This window comes from Methylocystis sp. (assembly GCF_021731785.1).
In the GTDB taxonomy this organism is placed as follows: domain Bacteria; phylum Pseudomonadota; class Alphaproteobacteria; order Rhizobiales; family Beijerinckiaceae; genus Methylocystis.
The window spans coordinates 66,129-81,991 of sequence record NZ_JAKFWS010000041.1; the positions used below are offsets into that span (position 1 = coordinate 66,129).

Genomic DNA, 15,863 nt, shown 5'->3' on the forward strand with positions numbered 1-15,863 from the left:
TTATGCATTTACATTCTTATCGGATTCAAAATTATCGTCGGCTTCGGGATGTACGCGTCGAGCTGAGCGACGATATCTCGATATTCGTCGGAGCCAATAACAGTGGTAAAACTTCTGCGACGCAGGTGATCCAAACGCTACTTACGGGGAGCAAGGATCGTCTATCGCTGTATGATTTCAGCTCCTATGCATGGAAGCGTTTCAGCGAAATCGGGGAGCTTTCAGCGGAAGAGCCAGTTCCGTCGCTGCCAAGCATTAAGCTCGATCTGTGGTTTGAGGTCGCGGCAGCTGATCTCTACTTAGTGGTTGCTCTGCTCCCGAGTATGGAGTGGGAAGGAAATCTAGTTGGGCTGCGCGTCGAGTTCGCCGCGCGCAACCCCGTCGAGCTGTTGCAGCGATTCCGAGAGGCGCAAGCAAAGGCAGCCACCGAAACTGCCCGACTCGGTGAAGGTGCAGGTAATTATGCCCCCTGGCCAAAGAATCTGGCGGAGTATCTCCAGCGTGAGCTTGGAAACGAGTTTGAGCTTCGCTACTCTGTGTTGGATCGGAGCAGGTTCGACGATCAATTTCAAGAGCCGGAAGATTATGTTCCTGAACCCTTGTCGGGGGAACCAGGCGGTGCGAGCATACTGAAATCACTCGTTCGCGTCGATTGTCTAAACGCGCAGCGACATCTCTCGGACCCTTCTAGCAGCCCTGCTGGCCGGGCGGAGGACCTGTCCAAGCGCCTAAGTCGCTTCTATCAACGCAATCTTGATCAACGCCAAGACGATCACCAGGCGCTCAAGGCTCTATTTGAGAGCGAGCAGGGGCTAAATGAGCATCTGCGAGAAGTGTTTTCGGAGACGCTGAAGCGAATTGCGGAGCTGGGTTATCCGGGGCTGAATAACCCGCGACTTGAGATCAGATCTGCTCTGAGTCCGGAATCGATCCTGAATCAGAATGCTAGAGTGCACTATATCGTAGGCGACGGCGATGCGGCCGTTGAATTGCCGGACACGTACAACGGGCTCGGTTTCAAAAATCTTATTTACATGGTTGTAGAGCTTCTTGATCTTCAGGCACGGTGGAAAGCCGAGTCGGAAAACCGGGTGCCATTGCACCTGATTTTCATTGAGGAGCCGGAGGCGCACCTACACACACAGCTGCAGCAGGTCTTTATCCGCAACGTCCTTGATTTGTTGAAAATCCCTGGCGAAGAGAAGAGCGTCTTTTCCAGTCAGCTGGTCGTAACAACACATTCCCCACACATCCTTTACGAGCGCGGCTTTGCCCCAATTCGTTATTTCCGCCGGCACGCAGAGGATGCTGAACAGACGACACAAGTTCTCAATCTGTCCAAATTCAATTCGGGGGCGGGCGTGAATGACCGAGATTTTCTTCAGCGTTACTTGAAGCTTACGCACTGTGACCTTTTCTTTGCTGACGCAGCTATCCTCGTTGAGGGCAACGTCGAGCGATTGCTTGTCCCAATAATGATTGAGCGCTCGGCGAAGTCGCTCCGTTCGGCGAGCATCTGCATCCTTGAAGTGGGCGGTGCCTTTGGGCATCGTTTTAAGTCGCTGATTGAGTTCCTAGGAATCACGACGCTGATCGTGACGGACATCGATAGCGTAGTAGTTCGTGCGAATCAGGCCGAGGCGGACGAAGACGACGATGAAGAAGTGGATGAAGACGCGGATAAAGAGGCTGAAGTTGAGGGCGGAGAAAAAAAGCGCGTCTATGCTAAGGCCTGCCTCCCCGGGGAAGCCGGCGCGGTTACGTCAAACCAAACGCTACGGAAGTGGCTGCCCGGCTTGAAAAGTATCAAAGATCTTCTTGAGGCGACGCCAGAAGCGAAGACCGCGGCCGTGCCGGATGTTGCTTCCGCTTCGGTGCGGGTCGCGTATCAGCTCCTGACAGATGTTAATTTCGGTGGGAGCGTAGAGCAGATATGCGGACGCACGCTCGAGGAGGCGTTCGGGTTAGAGAATGCCGTCTGGTGCCAGGCTAAAGAGCGTAAAGAGGTTGGGTTGCACTTAAAGACTGTGCCGAGGAGCCCGACAGAGCTCGCCGCCAAACTTCACACCCGCGTCAACGGAAAATCCTTCAATAAGACCAACTTCGCACTCGCCGTGCTAAATCAAAAGCCCGAGTGGGAAGTTCCGCTTTACATCAAGGAAGGACTCGTTTGGTTAGCAGAAAAAGTGAGCCTTGAGGCTGCTATGGAGGCGGAGGCCGCCCCAACTGCTGGTGATGCTGAGCCGCAGCCGGTGGCGGAAGTATGAGCTCTCGACTGAAACAGCCGGACACACCGGCCGACGAGGAGCTGCGCACCTGCGTGAATGCGCGCCCTCCTCGCAGCTTCGTCATGACTGCCGGGGCCGGGTCCGGTAAGACTACGTCTCTCGCCAAAGCCTTGGATGGGATTATCAACGCTCATGGTCGCCAACTACAGGTGCGCCGTCAACGCATTGCCTGCATCACATACACTGAAATTGCTGCTGCGGAGATTTGGGAAGATGTAGGCAATAGTCCGGTCGTCCATGTTTCAACTATCCATAGCTTCCTTTGGATGATCATTCGTCCATTTCAAAGGGATATCAAGGCCTGGGTTGCGCGACGTATCCAGGAACGCATCGATGAGCTGAAAGAGAAGGCCTCGGGCTTCGGCCCTCGTGTTCAACAACGCACACGCGAAAAAAATGCGGCTGATGTCGATCGCTACACAGCTGAGCGGGCGCGCATAGCAGATGTGCCGCTATTCACTTATGGTACTGGTAACAACTATTCAAAGGGTATCCTCGGGCATGACGACATCATTCGGATGGTGCCCCAGCTGCTTGCTGAAAAGCCGCTCCTGCGGCGCATCCTAGCCCAGCAATTTCCGATCGTCTTCGTGGATGAAAGTCAGGACACAATGCCTGACGTCGTTAATGCGCTAACCGAAGTGCAACGTTCAATGGGTGACGCGTTTTGTCTGGGGTTCTTCGGCGATCCTATGCAGAAGATCTACACAACCGGCATAGGTCAGGTTGATCCGGGTGCTGGCTGGGCCGATATCAAAAAGTCGGAAAACTTTAGGTGCCCGACAAACGTCTTGGCTGTCGCGAACAAGATCAGGAGGGATGACGACGGGCTGGAGCAGACGGGTGGGCGCAAACTGGCAGTCGACGGGCAACTTCAAGACGTCCGTGGTACTGCCCGTCTTTTTATTCTTCCGGCGGACGATCATCGTGAACAAAACCTCCAGCTTGTGCGGAAGTGGATTGCGGCAGCCAATAACGATAGCGCTTGGCTGAGCAGTGCTCCACGTGACGTGAAGGTACTTGTTATTGTCCATCGCATGGCGGCCGCGCGTCTTGGCTTCGCTCAGCTGTACTCCGCATTGAATGACAAAGCTCCGAGCGCTTTCAAGGATGGATTTGCCGACGCCAGTGCCTGGCCGTTGCGGCCATTTTGGACGCTGGCCATTCCATTGGCAGATGCGATGCAAAATGGCCGAGCTTTCGATGCCATGTCTTTGGTCAGACAGCTCAGCCCGCGACTAGCAAAAGAGGCTATCGCCCGTGGCCACATAGCTGCTGTTCTTGCTGAATTGCACGCCGCGAGCAAGGAACTGGCGGCCCTCATGGCTTCTGGTTCTGGTGTCACAGTCCGTGACGTGCTGAATCATATGCGGGGGCACGATCTCATTGCGCTTGACCCCCGGATCATTGCGTATCTCGATATGCGGCCGGTGGAGGCCGGAAGCGAAGACGCTGACGAAGATGAGGTGGCCGCTGAGGTGAACGCTATGGATGCGTTTCTGCAATGTCCGGCGGACGAAATGTGGGGTTACGCGAAATATGTGAATACGCAGTCTCCGTTCTCCACTCAGCAGGGTGTGAAGGGAGCTGAGTTTGAACGGGTGCTGGTTGTTCTCGACGACGAGGAAGGACGGCACGTTCAATTTTCATACGAGAAGTATTTCGGCATTAAGGCCCTGTCCGAAAATGACAGGAAAAATATTGCTGAGGGTAATGACAGTGTCATCAGCCGCACGCGACGCCTTTTCTACGTCTGCTGCACTAGGGCGCTATCCGACCTCGCTGTGGTCTTGTTCACCACGGATCCGACCTCTGCGGTTCAGGCCGCACTTTCCAAAGGTTGGTTCGATCGGAACGAGGTTCGAACGTTGGCCGATCTTCTGGTGGATTCAGTGCTGCCTGCCTAAGGGGCGTGGACGTACAAAGAACCGAGCAAACGCGAATCCTGCTGGCAGCGGCGCTCCGGTCGGCAAGGACGCGACACTCCGGCAAAGAAATGGGAACAACGCCCGAACAAACTGCACGGATTGTGCACGGATTTGCGTGCATCTTCTTGCTCTGTTCTGCCTGCACTTGCCGAATCGGTTTTTTGGCCGATCCGGCAAGCTACTGATTTCTAAGAAAGAAAATGGTGCTGCAAGAGAGGATTGAACTCTCGACCTCTCCCTTACCAAGGGAGAGAGGTAGGGTCTTGTATGGACAATCAAACCCCGTCAATAATTGACGTTATGACTGACCCGAATTTGAATGCGCGAATTACTCTTGAAAAAATGTTGCGTCTCGAAAAGCAGCATGTCGTCGAATTGCGCGGACCCGAACTTCGAGACCTCGTCGCCTCCAGCGACTTGTATGGCTTGGCCCTATCAGGGGGAGGAATTCGCAGCGCCACGTTCGCACTCGGCGTGCTACAAGCATTCGCGCAACAAAGATTGCTGCGGAAAATCGACTATCTATCGGTGGTTTCGGGTGGAGGCTATATCGGTAGCTGGCTCTCTGCATGCATCTATCATGAGCGCAAGCCGAAGCTCGGTTTGGCGACAGAGAGCGACCCGGCTGGCGCGCTCAGCGCGATCGAGGAGCGGATCCGTCCGAAGAATTTTCAGGCAAACAACGAAGATGTCGAACCCAGAGAGATCCGATTTTTGCGGGCATTCAGTAGCTATCTCACACCGCGCCTAGGTCTTCTGAGCGGCGATACTCTCGCGCTTCTGGCTGGCTTCTTCCGCAATCTCGTGCTGAATCTTTTTCTTTTCGTTGTTGCTACACTCTTGATAGTTGCGCTACTACACGATCTAGTGGCTTATGGTCGACTAGTCGGGCTGAGCAATATTGGGAGTGCTGGGGTCCCGTTTTTTGTGACTTCGATTGCTTACATTGCGTTTTGTCTAACTTTGCAAGGCCTTAATCTTCAGACCTTGCCGGAGCGTAGCCGGAAACGGTGTCGATCTCTGTTGGAGTTTCCGAAGACGGCGCTATTCTCATTAATTCTTCCCGGGGTTCTATTTGTTTCAATCTGGATGACACTGCAAGATCCCCATATTGATTTCGTTGACTTAGGTCGCCTTACTGGACGGACTGCTTTGATAATTTTGTACGGAGTATTTTTTGCCTATGGCGTGGCATACGCTCCCAGCTTGCTAAAGCCTTCCGAACATTTTTTACGCGCGTGCAAATCGAAAGGTACTTTAGTTGGCCGCTCGGTCTTCGCGACCATTGTTTTTAGTTTCTGTGTCTATGCATTACTTTCGATCCATCATTATTACATCCATCCAAGGATTGAAGGCGCTTGGGCGGCTGCGTATGCCGTAGCTTTTGGCCCGGCTGTCGTGGCAATGGGGTATTGGTCCCTTTACTTAGTGTGGATTATGGTATTAGGGAGTTCGCTCTCGGAATATGCGCGTGAATGGCTGAGTCGAATATTTGGCCAGTTGAGCTGTGTGGTCTTCTTATGGGTCTCTACGGGCGTAATCTGCATTTACGGCCGTCCTCTTTGGTGTTGGCTTTGTCTGTTATGGAAAACTTTCAGTTGGCAATCGTTTGAATTAGAAACGATCGCAATTACTGTGGCATTAGCAATTGTTTTGGTCTTGGTAACAGGTGCGTCGCGACGAGTCATATCGACGGGGAACCTCTCCGTTATCGTCGAACGAAGACGAAGAGAAGTCGGCAAATTCGCGTCATTTTTAGTTATGGTCGTCATCATAGTCGCGCTGGTTCCTATTTACCAAAGCTTATTGGTTTTGCTCCTACCTGCGGGCGAAATTCCCGCTTTCCGTGAGGGCAATTCATTTGGAGAACTTGTAGATCGTCATCTTTCAGATTTGGCCTCTGGCCATTTCAATTGGGAGACCGTTCTATTCTCGTCGAACTGGCACGTCCCGCCCGCGTTCGTTCTTCTTTTGGCACTTGCCGGACTTTTCGCAGTTGGCTTCCTATGCATAGATGTGAACGTGTTTTCACTTCAAAATCTTTACCGAAATCGTCTCGTTCGTTGTTACTTAGGGGCTGCGAATCCGCTCCGTGCTCCAGAGCCTTATGCGGGCTTCGATCCCAACGATGATCTCGAACTAGGAAAATTTGCGGAGCAGCGGCCCTATCTTCTCTGCAACGGCACTCTCAATATTTCGCGCGGTCAAGCGTTGGGATGGCAGCAGCGAAAGGCCGCATCGTTCTTGTTCTCACCTCGCTGGTGCGGTTATTGGCTTGTGGCGACTGAGTTTAATGTAACGCCGGAGCCTGGGGCCAGCCGCGGCGGTTACGTGCAAACGAATAGGTATGTGCGAGAGTCCGCCAGCTTTCGTGATCGATCTGACGGTATCATGGTTGGCACGGCAATGGCGACCTCCGGTGCTGCAGTAAGTTCACAGATGGGTTTTGCAAGTAGAGAACCACGAGCATTTCTGTTTACGCTCTTTAATATGCGTCTCGGACGATGGCTTCCTAATCCGAGGTATAGTTCCGAGAAGCTGCTTTCACGGCAAAGCCCACGATTAGCGCTACTTTGCTACTTGAGCGAGTTGCTAGGGATGACAACCGAACAGTCCAAGTGGATTTATGTGTCAGATGGAGGGCACTTTGAAAATCTAGGAATCTATGAGCTGGTGAGACGCCGTTGCCGTCGCATCATCTGTGTTGATGCGGGTGCTGATCCGCAGCGCACATTCGGAGATCTGGGCAATGCCATACAAAAATGTCGGGTGGACTTCGGCGTGGAGATCACGATTGATACGCAGTCGCTGCTCATTGATGCGAATGGATTAAGTGATGCTACAGTTTCAGTGGGAAGTATAAGTTATCCCGAGGAACCGGGCTCTCCCGCATTCAAAGGCGATCTTATTTACTTAAAGCCGTCTATTCCCAAGAGTCTTGATCAGCTACCTGCAGACATTCTTTCATACCGGGCGCGACACCCGGAGTTCCCTCATGAACCAACCCGCAATCAGTGGTTTTCCGAGACCCAGTTTGAAAGTTATCGTAAGCTTGGCTATATTATCGGTCTCGAAGCACTCCAAAGCGTTCGAAGTTGACAACGAAACGTCAAGCCGCCGGTTGTCGATGGCCTCGATGCGGCGAAATGCCGCGTCGATGAGAGCAAGGTTGACCGTTGTGCCCATCTACCACCACTCGGCTATATCCCAATTTGTGGGTGGGGCGCTGTCAACTTCGAAGGCGTCGTCATCAAATCAACAATCCCAAATTCCCGGAGTTGATTCGGTGAAAACAAGCCTAGATTCTTTGGCACGGAAAGCGCTGGAATTTAACGTCGGCGAAAGGCGTCTGCCGTAACCGTGTGGACATATGCAGGCAATCGTGATTCGATACCGCGGCACGGATAAGCCTAAATCGCGTGGCGAATGTCGGGGATAAAAGACATGGATCTGCTGACCTCCCATAAAGTCACGTATGGCGCGACTGGCGCGGTGGCCTTGTTCATTGCTGCTATCCTTTTTGGCGGTGGATTTAGCTTTGGTGCAGCAATAGCGGCGGTTGTCGGGTTTGTGATCGGACTTTCTGCTGCATTTTCAGAGTAAGAGACACTTGAGCTCCAAGCCGTAGTGCGCCATCCCCAGTGGACATTATTGGGGTACTCTCCGCAAAAAACGTCGCAGGCCGCGCGCGTCCGAATTAGATGGAATGACTAGAGTGCCGTCAGTCAGTCGGAGCGCAAAGCGGTCGGGCGCTCGGCGAAGGCAGATTGTTGGTGACGAGGGCACGAGTCTCGTTCGTAGAGGTGGCTGGAGGCATCAAACGACAACTCGGCTCTGTTTTGCGATAAACCTCGCATTGAGAGGGGCGTGCTGGTTTTCCAAACCTGCCGTATCTCACTGATCCAAATAGGGCGGTTTTCCAAATTCGAGTTCAGCTAACCCTTTGATATTGATTAGAATACCTGGTGACTGAAAATCGCAGTGTCGGTGGTTCGATTCCGCCCCTGGGCACCATTATCCAATTGAAAATCAAGTAATTAGGTCGCTGATTGCGGCGCGTGGAAACTCGTGTTTCGGCCTTGGGTTTCGCTGGGGTTTCAAGAAGCGTGGGCTTGAATGACGGGCTTTGAAGCGGATTGGTATGGAGTGACGACCCGCCCTTAACCCAGTGGTGGTGGTCATCATCAACATCGTAGGAATTTTGATCACGACCAAGCGCGAGACTGCCGCCTCGCCCTTCGGTGGACGTTACGCGCTGAGCGCGGCGCGAGCTTCCTTCCGCAGACCAATAGGTTGATATCGCCTGACGATTCGCATTAACTCGCCGTACTGATCGATGGGCGACAATTACTGGGAAATTGCCACGGCTAGGCTTCGATGACGCACCTTAGGCGGCAATTGAGTTTCGGACATAAAGCTGCGCGCGAGGAACGGGCGCGGCGTAATGAGCTTGCTCTACGTCTGGCGCTACACACGGTTCCCATGATCAGCTTCGAATGGGACATCGTGCGCGACATCGTGCGGCGCTTCGATCCATTTGACTCCGACCATTCCTCGAGCACAGGCATGTTTAGCCGTTTCGCCGCGGTCCGAGATGCTGTGCATCCGGAAGATAGAATAAAATTTTGTGCGGACATCGAAGCAGCGCTGCGCGGTGAGACTGAACGATTTCAAACCGAAATCCGCGTCCTTAGTCCCAATGGAATCGTAACGTGGTTTAGAGAACTAGGGATAGTCGAACGAGACCAACTCGGGCGGCCGCTTCGGATGATCGGGGTCGCACACGATATTACTGCTCAGCGCGACAAGCATGCACTGGAAATAGCGCCCGCTCCAACCGGCGCGAACTCGATATTCCCACTCAAAGCTCTGGTTATCGATAACAATCGTGACGCCGCCAATAGGCTTGCGTTGCTTCTCGGAACGGTCGGGATCTCTGTCCGGCTCGCTTGCAGCAGCGCAGATGAGATAGGCGCGATAAAAGACTTTAGGCCCCATATGGTGTTTGTCGAGATCGGCATTCCTTATATGGACGTAATTGAGGTGATGCGTCGCATTCGTGAATTGCCTGCCGGTAACAAGGTCTCTCTGGTAGCCCTCAGCACGTCGCGCGTGGAGAAAGCGAGTCTAACGGGTTTCGACGGTCTGTTAACTAAGCCGGCCCGGTTTGAAGCGCTTCTCGATCTATTGGAGAAGTTGCCTTTGTCATAAGACGGCGCAAGGAAGCGCGCCTAATGTAGGATGTTGGCGGCATTGCGAATTGCCCCTGCCGCGGATATGGCGAGACGACGATCATCGTAGACCCGCAAGATAGTTCGACACCGCGGCGAGCTCGCTTTCGCTGAAAATGCCGTAAGGCGGCATCAGATTACCCGGTTTTATATGCTGGTTGTCCTTGATCCAGCGCGCGAAGGCCGCTTCATCATTCGGCAGCGTCGCGGCCGCGAGCGAAAGCCGTCCGCCGACATGGCTAAGGTCGGGTCCGATCCCGCCGGTGGCCGAGGTCCCGCGAACCGTGTGGCAGGCGCCGCAACCGCTTGCCGTGAACAGGTGCATTCCCTCTTGGGCTTGGGGGGTGGTAGGCGTGCTGGCTGGCCCGGCTTCGTGGGCGAGCCATCGCGCGAACTCCGGCTGCGGCATGGCGACGACGTAAAACGCCATGAGCGCATGCGCGCCGCCGCAATATTCCGCGCATTGCGGCTTTCACTTTCCTGACGCTTAAGACGATCACGCCGCTTGAGAAGACCGCTCTCGTCGACGCCAATTCGAACGGTAAGGAAGATAAGAATTCATAGAGGTGTGAGCGGCGCGGCGGATTCCAAATGCAGCGCTAACGCCACAGACACCGGCGAAAGGAGCGCCGCCACGCAGGCGCTCCGCCCCCTCGAAGGTTCAATGGTCGCCGATGGAGAAGACGCCTCGCAGAGTCTCGGTCAGTTGTTTGAGCCGCTCTTGTTCGATATCCCGACACGCCACGCAACACAGCGGCTTGGTGCGATGCACGAAGGAACCAAGGCCGACAGGGGGCTACGCAAAACCCGGCGGCGGCGCGAAACCGCCGAACTCCCGCTCGAGGAGTTCGGCGAAGCCGATCGTGGTGCGATCTTCGAGGTAAGGTCCTATGATCTGCACGCCAATCGGCAAGCCGGTCTCGGTTCGCTCTATCGGCGCCACGGTCGCCGGGAGGCCGGGAGTCGTGGCGAGCGTCGCCCACACGATCTGGGCGTCTAGGTAGGCGTGGGATCGGCCGTCGATCTGGATGCGTCGCGACTCGATCGGCGAATGATCGTGCGGAAAAGCGGGCGTCGGCATCGCCGGGCAGAGCACGACGTCCCAGTCGCGAAAGAACTCGCGCCACCGCTCCTGAAGCTCGCTCCGCGCCCCGTCGGCCGCGAGCCAATCCCGATGGCTGATGACCGCGCCGCGCGTACGTTCGGCCGCGAGGCTCCGGTTGCTTGGCGACAGCGCTGCGGCCGCGTCACGAAGCCTGGCATAGACGCTCGGCCGCAAATCCGCCCCCCAAAATGCCGACAGCAGCCGAACATGGAGACGCGCCGATTCGGCAAGGTCGGGCAGCAACGGACTGGCGTGCGCGAGTTTGGCTCCGGCACGGACGAGACGCTCCGACAATCGACCGAGCGCCGCCCGCACAACGCTCGCAGTAGCGCCGAGCGGATGCGTGTCGATGACGAGAACGCGAAAGTTCTTGAGGGTATCACGCCGGGCGGGCCGCAAATCCAACCGGTAGCCTGCGCCGGCGCGTTCCTCGTCCGGACCGGCGATGACATCGAGCGCAAGCGCCAGGTCCGCAGCGCTTCTGGCCATTGGACCGATGACACCGAGATCGCAATCGCGCGGCAAGGGCGGGGCGCCCGGAGGGGTCAGTCCGCGATTGGGCACAAGACCCGATGTCGGCTTGTGAGCATAGACGCCACAATAATGCGCTGGCGCGCGCAACGAACCGCCGCGATCCGAGCCGATCGACAGCGGCCCGAAACCGCAAGCAAGCGCCGCCGCCGAGCCGCCCGAGGAGCCGCCCGGCGTAAGCCGAAGATTCCAAGGATTATTGGTTGTGCCGTAGATGTCGTTGTAGGTCTGCCAGTCGCTCAGCAACAGCGGCACATTGGTCTTGCCGAGGATGACGGCGCCCGCATTCTTCAAGCGCGCGACGACCAGGGCGTCTTCTTCCGGCACGAAGCGCTTGAACTGCGGGTCGCCCCAGGTCGTCGGCAGTCCGGCGATATTGAACGCTTCTTTCACCGTCATCGGGACGCCAAGCAATGCGCCCCTCTCCCCGCGGGACAGAGCGGCATCGGCCGCCTTGGCCGCCTCGCGGGCGCGTTCGAAGTCTCGGACGACGACGGCGTTGACGCGCCGGTCGGCTTTTTCAATGCGCGCGACCGCCTGATCGGCGAGCTCCAGCGCGGAAATTTTTTTCGTCCGCAATGCCGCCACGAGATCGCTGATCATGCAGTAATCCCACTCCGATGCGGCAAGGGGATGGGTCTTTTGGGCGAACGCCCCGCGCGACCATGTGGCGGTCGCGATCGCCATGGCGGTTGCCCCCGCTCCGATCAAAACATCGCGTCTTGCTGCGCCAGTCATTGGACGATCCCTGACCGCCGATCTGTCAGTCGCGCTGGCGGCGCGCCGTCAATCGGCGATCGGCGTTGAATTGCTTTGAACGCCGCGTCCGATCGCAATCTGGCCGACCGACCCTTCGACGTGAAAGGCGAGGCCCGTCATCTTCGCAAAGAGTTCGATATCGCCGACGCCGACCGCGCAGGCGCCGATCTCCATCTCGGTCGCCATCAGATAGAGCGTCTGCATCAGCACGCCGACGTGTTTCAGAACGAGCGCATAGGCGAAGCCGCTGTATTTCCAGGACACGCGGCCGAAACGCGCCGCCATTGTGATGAGGACTTGCGGGACCCCCGGCGCGCCCATGGCGAATTGCGCGTCCTCCAGCATCGCCGTAAGCCAATGCTCGTTCGTCTCGATCAAAACAAGAGCGTGGCGGCTGGCGTCGTAATGATAAAAGCCGCGCGCCAGGCCTTCACATCGATCGACGGCGAGATAGAGCTCCAATTCGTAGCTCGCGCCGCCGGATGGATAGGGACGAGCGGCGACCTCCAACTCTGGCTCATCCTGGTCTTCGTCGGGCGCTCGCTCTCGCGATATAATTCTTGCGGCGCCGCCGAGGAGCTGCGCCACTTCCGCCAGCGTGATCGGGCGCCGCTCGTCGAAGGCGCGGGTGGAGCATCGGCGCCGCAGCAATGTCGCAAAGGCCGAAGGCGGCGCCGTATCGAATGTCGTCAGGTCGATCGCCGGCCCCGGCCAGCTCGGCCGTACCGCGGGCGGCAGCGCTGCGAGATGCGCGTGGGCATAGATCCCGCCAGAAGGATTACCGTGACGCCCGTTCGTGCTGCGGCTGTGGAACAGCAGATCGTGGAAGTCCCATAACACAAGATCGTCATCGCCTTCGGCCGCGCGCAGCGCTTTGTCGGCGCCCGGACCGGGCGTGAACAGGATCTCGCTGTCGAGCAGCAGCGACAACAGCTCGACGCCAGGAAAATCTGCCGAAACGCGGAGCTCCTTTACCGTGCGGGCCTCCGACAGATGCGCGATCATCGCTGTAACGCTTGGGTCGCACAGCCGGAAGAGCGCGCAGGCGCGCGGCGATTCGAGCACCATGTCGGCGCCGCGCCGCCGAATATATGCAAAGCGCGACAGCGCCAGCGCGCGATCCTCGTCGATCTCAGCCATTTGTGGCGCGTAGTCGCGCATCTGCGGCTCGATGACGATGAGATCGGGACCGCTCGGCGCGCGGGCCAGGCGATATTCCAGCAGTCCGTAAAGCGCCAGTCTTCGAACAAGTTCGTTCAACTCCCCGTCCGAATCCTCACCGAACGTCACGCCGGTCGCGAAGTCGGCGGCGCGCGCCGTGACGTCGGCGCCGAACTTCCCGAACGCCACGGTTCGACCATCGAAACAGGCGGAGAGTCCGCCCGCGGCGTTACGCTCGAGCGTGACGCCAGGATTGAGGCGAGCGAAGAGCCGTGCTGGCGGCGCGGGCGGTTGGGACGTCTCGCTAGGCAAGTCAGGTGCGGGGGAACAGGGGATTGAGATCGGCCTCCCGCACCGGCCGCTTGCGCAGACCCAGGGCGATGGGCGTGTCGTAGAGACGGCCGGGCCCGAAGCGGCGATAGAAATGCCGCAGTCCCGGAACGATCACCCGTACCACCGGCACGTCAATGTCAGGGCGCGTCTGATCGAGGACGAGAAAATCATGTCCAGCCCGCGCAGCGAGCTTGACGCAGGCCAGCACCTGGTCGCGACCGTCGAGCTGCGCGAAATTCTTGAACCGCGACCGCGCGAAGGACGCTTTTCCCTCGGGCCGCAAATAGGCGTGCTTGCGCAGCGGCAGCGGGTCGCTTCCGTAACCGTCGTCTGGCCCGGGCGCGGGGCGGCCGCCGAGGCTCTCGATGGCAAGAAACTGGTTGAGCTCGGTCATCGCGCGCAGCGTCGCGATTCGCGGATCGAAATGGGCGCCCGCCGCGACTTCGATATATTCCCGGCCGTCCTCGGTCCAATGGGCGACGGCGACGACGACTGGAATGCCGAGATCGCTGGTTACGTCCAGCGCCCAGACGTCGCGGCCCATCCCGGCGAAGACGGCGCGGAGGTCGCGCACATAGCTGTCGCCGAGCTTGTCGAGATCGATCTCCGGACGGCGCAAACGGTTGTACCACCAGATTGCATATGCATCGCGCTCAACGAGCTCGAGGAACCCCTGAAGGATGGCTTCCTCGATGGTATTGCCCGCCGCGCAACCGTTCGAATCGGCGCTGATCTGATTGGCGCCGCCGGACTCGTGGAAGAAATACAGAAGGCCGGTAGGAACGTATTTGAAGCGCTCGTCGCGCAGCGACCACACTGGCGACCATTCCGTCTCCGCGGCGGGATCGAAGCGTAGCGGCGCGGCCTCGCCCGAGCACTTGCCGCTTGTCGCGCTCCGTTCATATTGCGCGTCGCTATAGAGCAGAATGTCGTTGGGCAGGATCGCCTCGCCGGCTGGGAAATCCGCGAATCGCCGGACTGTCCGGATCTCGTCGCCCTGGAAAATCCCGCAATAGCGCTCGATCGCCTCCATCAGCGCGCTTGCCTCGCCCTGTTCGGCGACGCTGCCCTTTCCATAGCTGTCTCCGCTGAGTCCGGCCTGAAGGGCGTCGACGGTTTCGGGGCGCGGCGAAAAATTGTGTCTGGCGACGAAGCTCGCGTCGAGCGGCTGTTGGCTCTTGATCCGATCGAGATGCGACACGACCCCGGTGAGCGGGCTGACATGCTTGCGATTGCGGGCAAGGGTGTCGCCCGGCGCGACCGATCGGTAGCCCCCGCTCGTCACGACGCTCGCGCCGCCGGCATGCAGTCGGACAGGCGTGGGCGTTCGCGCGGGATCGCGCATCTCGGGGCTGCCGCAGCTTGGGCATTGCGGCCGAGCCGGCACATAATGGCGTGCGACCGTCGAGCCCATCATGTCCAGGCTCACGATGTGGTGGCGCAGATCGGTGCGGAAGCCGCTGGCGATGGCCTTGCCGATCTCGGCGGCGGCGAGGCCAACGCCGCTGAGGCCGAGCGGATTGGCGCCGAGTGGCGAGACGGCGACGCAGCGCGCCTCCTTGCGGCCGAGGAAAGCCTTGACCTGTCGATTCCAGTTCATGCGATCGGCGAGACATGTCCAGCATGGGCTCTTGCCCGGGCTGAAGATCGGGCCGACCAGCGGAAACAGGCCGGACGGCTGCACCAGCAGCCACTCCTGCCTGTCTTCGAGCCGCCGGCGGTTGAACTCATCGAGCTGGGTTTCGAGATAATCGCCGACGAGGGCCACGATCAAATCGCCCCCGCGCTTCACGACCTTGACCCCGAAAACGTCCAGCGCCTCCTCCAGCGCGCCCGCGCCGCCTATCCCTAGGGGTTCGATCCGAACGGAGACCTTTTGCAGATTTTTTTCGGCGACGTCAGGCGGCAGGCCGAGACTGGCCCAGTAGGCCGCCGCAATCCCATCGGATGCGCCCGCCGGGACGACGAAGCGGCGATCAAGCAGCCGCTTGAACGCCTCGTCTATTGCGTCGACGGGATATTCTGCGGCTAGCGCGTCACGTATGGCGTGGGCGTCCTCTCCCGCGCCGATTCGCTCCGCCAGCGCGCAGTAGAGCGCGCCATGCAGAAAAAACTTTCTGTCCTCCGAATAAAGGCAGACAGCGTCAGGCGGCAGGACATAGACTGAAAAATTGGGCGAGAATCGAAGAAGGGCGTCGCCGAACGGCGCTTGTGAAACCTGCTTCCGCGAAAGCGGTCCGGATGTTTCAACGGTCATTTGGCTGTCGCGCGCTCCCCCGTCTCGTCGCGCCTAGCAGCGACGAGATTCGCTCGATTGCAGGAATCCGAGAAACCGGACGCGCGCGGGTTACTCCGCACGATCCACGCCCTTCGCCCTAGCCAGCGACATCGGACCGAAGCGCTGGCGGGCTATCGGAAACGACTGCTCAGCCGTCAAAATGTGCAGCGGCGCGTCACCCGCAACCGCGGCAGCCGCATCCACGACAGCCACAGCCCCGGCAACCACGGCAGCCACAGCCTCTACAGC

The 15,863-nt window shown here is 58.0% G+C and carries 8 protein-coding genes, 1 tRNA gene and 1 pseudogene; 6 read left to right on the forward strand and 4 right to left on the reverse strand.

Annotated elements, in window-relative coordinates; translation table 11 throughout:
• Positions 1-2 precede the first annotated feature (2 nt).
• From QZ964_RS08240 to QZ964_RS08265, 6 genes are all read left to right on the forward strand, one after another.
• Positions 3-2,267 (forward strand): ATP-dependent endonuclease, encoded by a 2,265-nt coding sequence (locus tag QZ964_RS08240; RefSeq protein WP_292530902.1) that lies wholly within the window; start codon positions 3-5, stop codon positions 2,265-2,267.
• Positions 2,264-4,195: a UvrD-helicase domain-containing protein gene (locus QZ964_RS08245; RefSeq protein ID WP_292530903.1), complete on the forward strand. Its 1,932-nt coding sequence runs from the start codon at positions 2,264-2,266 to the stop codon at positions 4,193-4,195. Before QZ964_RS08240 ends, QZ964_RS08245 begins: the two co-directional genes overlap by 4 nt.
• Positions 4,196-4,483: 288 nt before the next feature.
• Positions 4,484-7,315 (forward strand): patatin-like phospholipase family protein, encoded by a 2,832-nt coding sequence (locus QZ964_RS08250; RefSeq protein ID WP_292530904.1) that lies wholly within the window; start codon positions 4,484-4,486, stop codon positions 7,313-7,315.
• A gap of 345 nt (positions 7,316-7,660) precedes the next feature.
• Entirely contained in the window at positions 7,661-7,819 is a 159-nt protein-coding gene (locus QZ964_RS08255) for a hypothetical protein (protein WP_292530905.1), read from the forward strand.
• A gap of 325 nt (positions 7,820-8,144) precedes the next feature.
• Positions 8,145-8,230, forward strand: a tRNA-Phe gene (locus QZ964_RS08260).
• Positions 8,231-8,593: 363 nt separating this feature from the next.
• Complete coding sequence (locus QZ964_RS08265; protein ID WP_292530906.1) at positions 8,594-9,427, forward strand: PAS domain-containing protein; 834 nt, start codon at positions 8,594-8,596, stop codon at positions 9,425-9,427.
• An 81-nt stretch (positions 9,428-9,508) separates the two neighbouring features.
• Here the strand turns inward: QZ964_RS08265 and QZ964_RS08270 are convergent.
• The 4 genes and pseudogenes from QZ964_RS08270 to QZ964_RS08285 form a co-directional block, all read right to left on the reverse strand.
• A pseudogene (locus tag QZ964_RS08270) lies at positions 9,509-9,931 on the reverse strand (c-type cytochrome); the annotation flags it as partial.
• 312 nt (positions 9,932-10,243) lie between these two features.
• On the reverse strand, positions 10,244-11,770 hold the full coding sequence (locus QZ964_RS08275; protein WP_292530907.1) for an amidase: 1,527 nt from the start codon (positions 11,768-11,770) through the stop codon (positions 10,244-10,246).
• A gap of 99 nt (positions 11,771-11,869) precedes the next feature.
• On the reverse strand, positions 11,870-13,315 hold the full coding sequence (locus QZ964_RS08280) for a SagB family peptide dehydrogenase (protein ID WP_292530908.1): 1,446 nt from the start codon (positions 13,313-13,315) through the stop codon (positions 11,870-11,872).
• Between the two features lies 1 nt (position 13,316).
• Positions 13,317-15,593 (reverse strand): TOMM precursor leader peptide-binding protein, encoded by a 2,277-nt coding sequence (locus QZ964_RS08285; RefSeq protein ID WP_292530911.1) that lies wholly within the window; start codon positions 15,591-15,593, stop codon positions 13,317-13,319.
• Between the last annotated feature and the right edge of the window lie 270 nt (positions 15,594-15,863).

Bases quoted from the DNA above. Each gene is read 5' to 3' on its own strand.
- QZ964_RS08240 (WP_292530902.1), top strand. From the start codon at position 3: ATGCATTTACATTCTTATCGGATTCAAAATTATCGTCGGCTTCGGGAT.
- QZ964_RS08245 (WP_292530903.1), top strand. From the start codon at position 2,264: ATGAGCTCTCGACTGAAACAGCCGGACACACCGGCCGACGAGGAGCTG.
- QZ964_RS08250 (WP_292530904.1), top strand. From the start codon at position 4,484: ATGGACAATCAAACCCCGTCAATAATTGACGTTATGACTGACCCGAAT.
- QZ964_RS08255 (WP_292530905.1), top strand. From the start codon at position 7,661: ATGGATCTGCTGACCTCCCATAAAGTCACGTATGGCGCGACTGGCGCG.
- QZ964_RS08265 (WP_292530906.1), top strand. From the start codon at position 8,594: ATGACGCACCTTAGGCGGCAATTGAGTTTCGGACATAAAGCTGCGCGC.
- QZ964_RS08275 (WP_292530907.1), bottom strand. From the start codon at position 11,770: ATGGCGATCGCGACCGCCACATGGTCGCGCGGGGCGTTCGCCCAAAAG.
- QZ964_RS08285 (WP_292530911.1), bottom strand. From the start codon at position 15,593: ATGACCGTTGAAACATCCGGACCGCTTTCGCGGAAGCAGGTTTCACAA.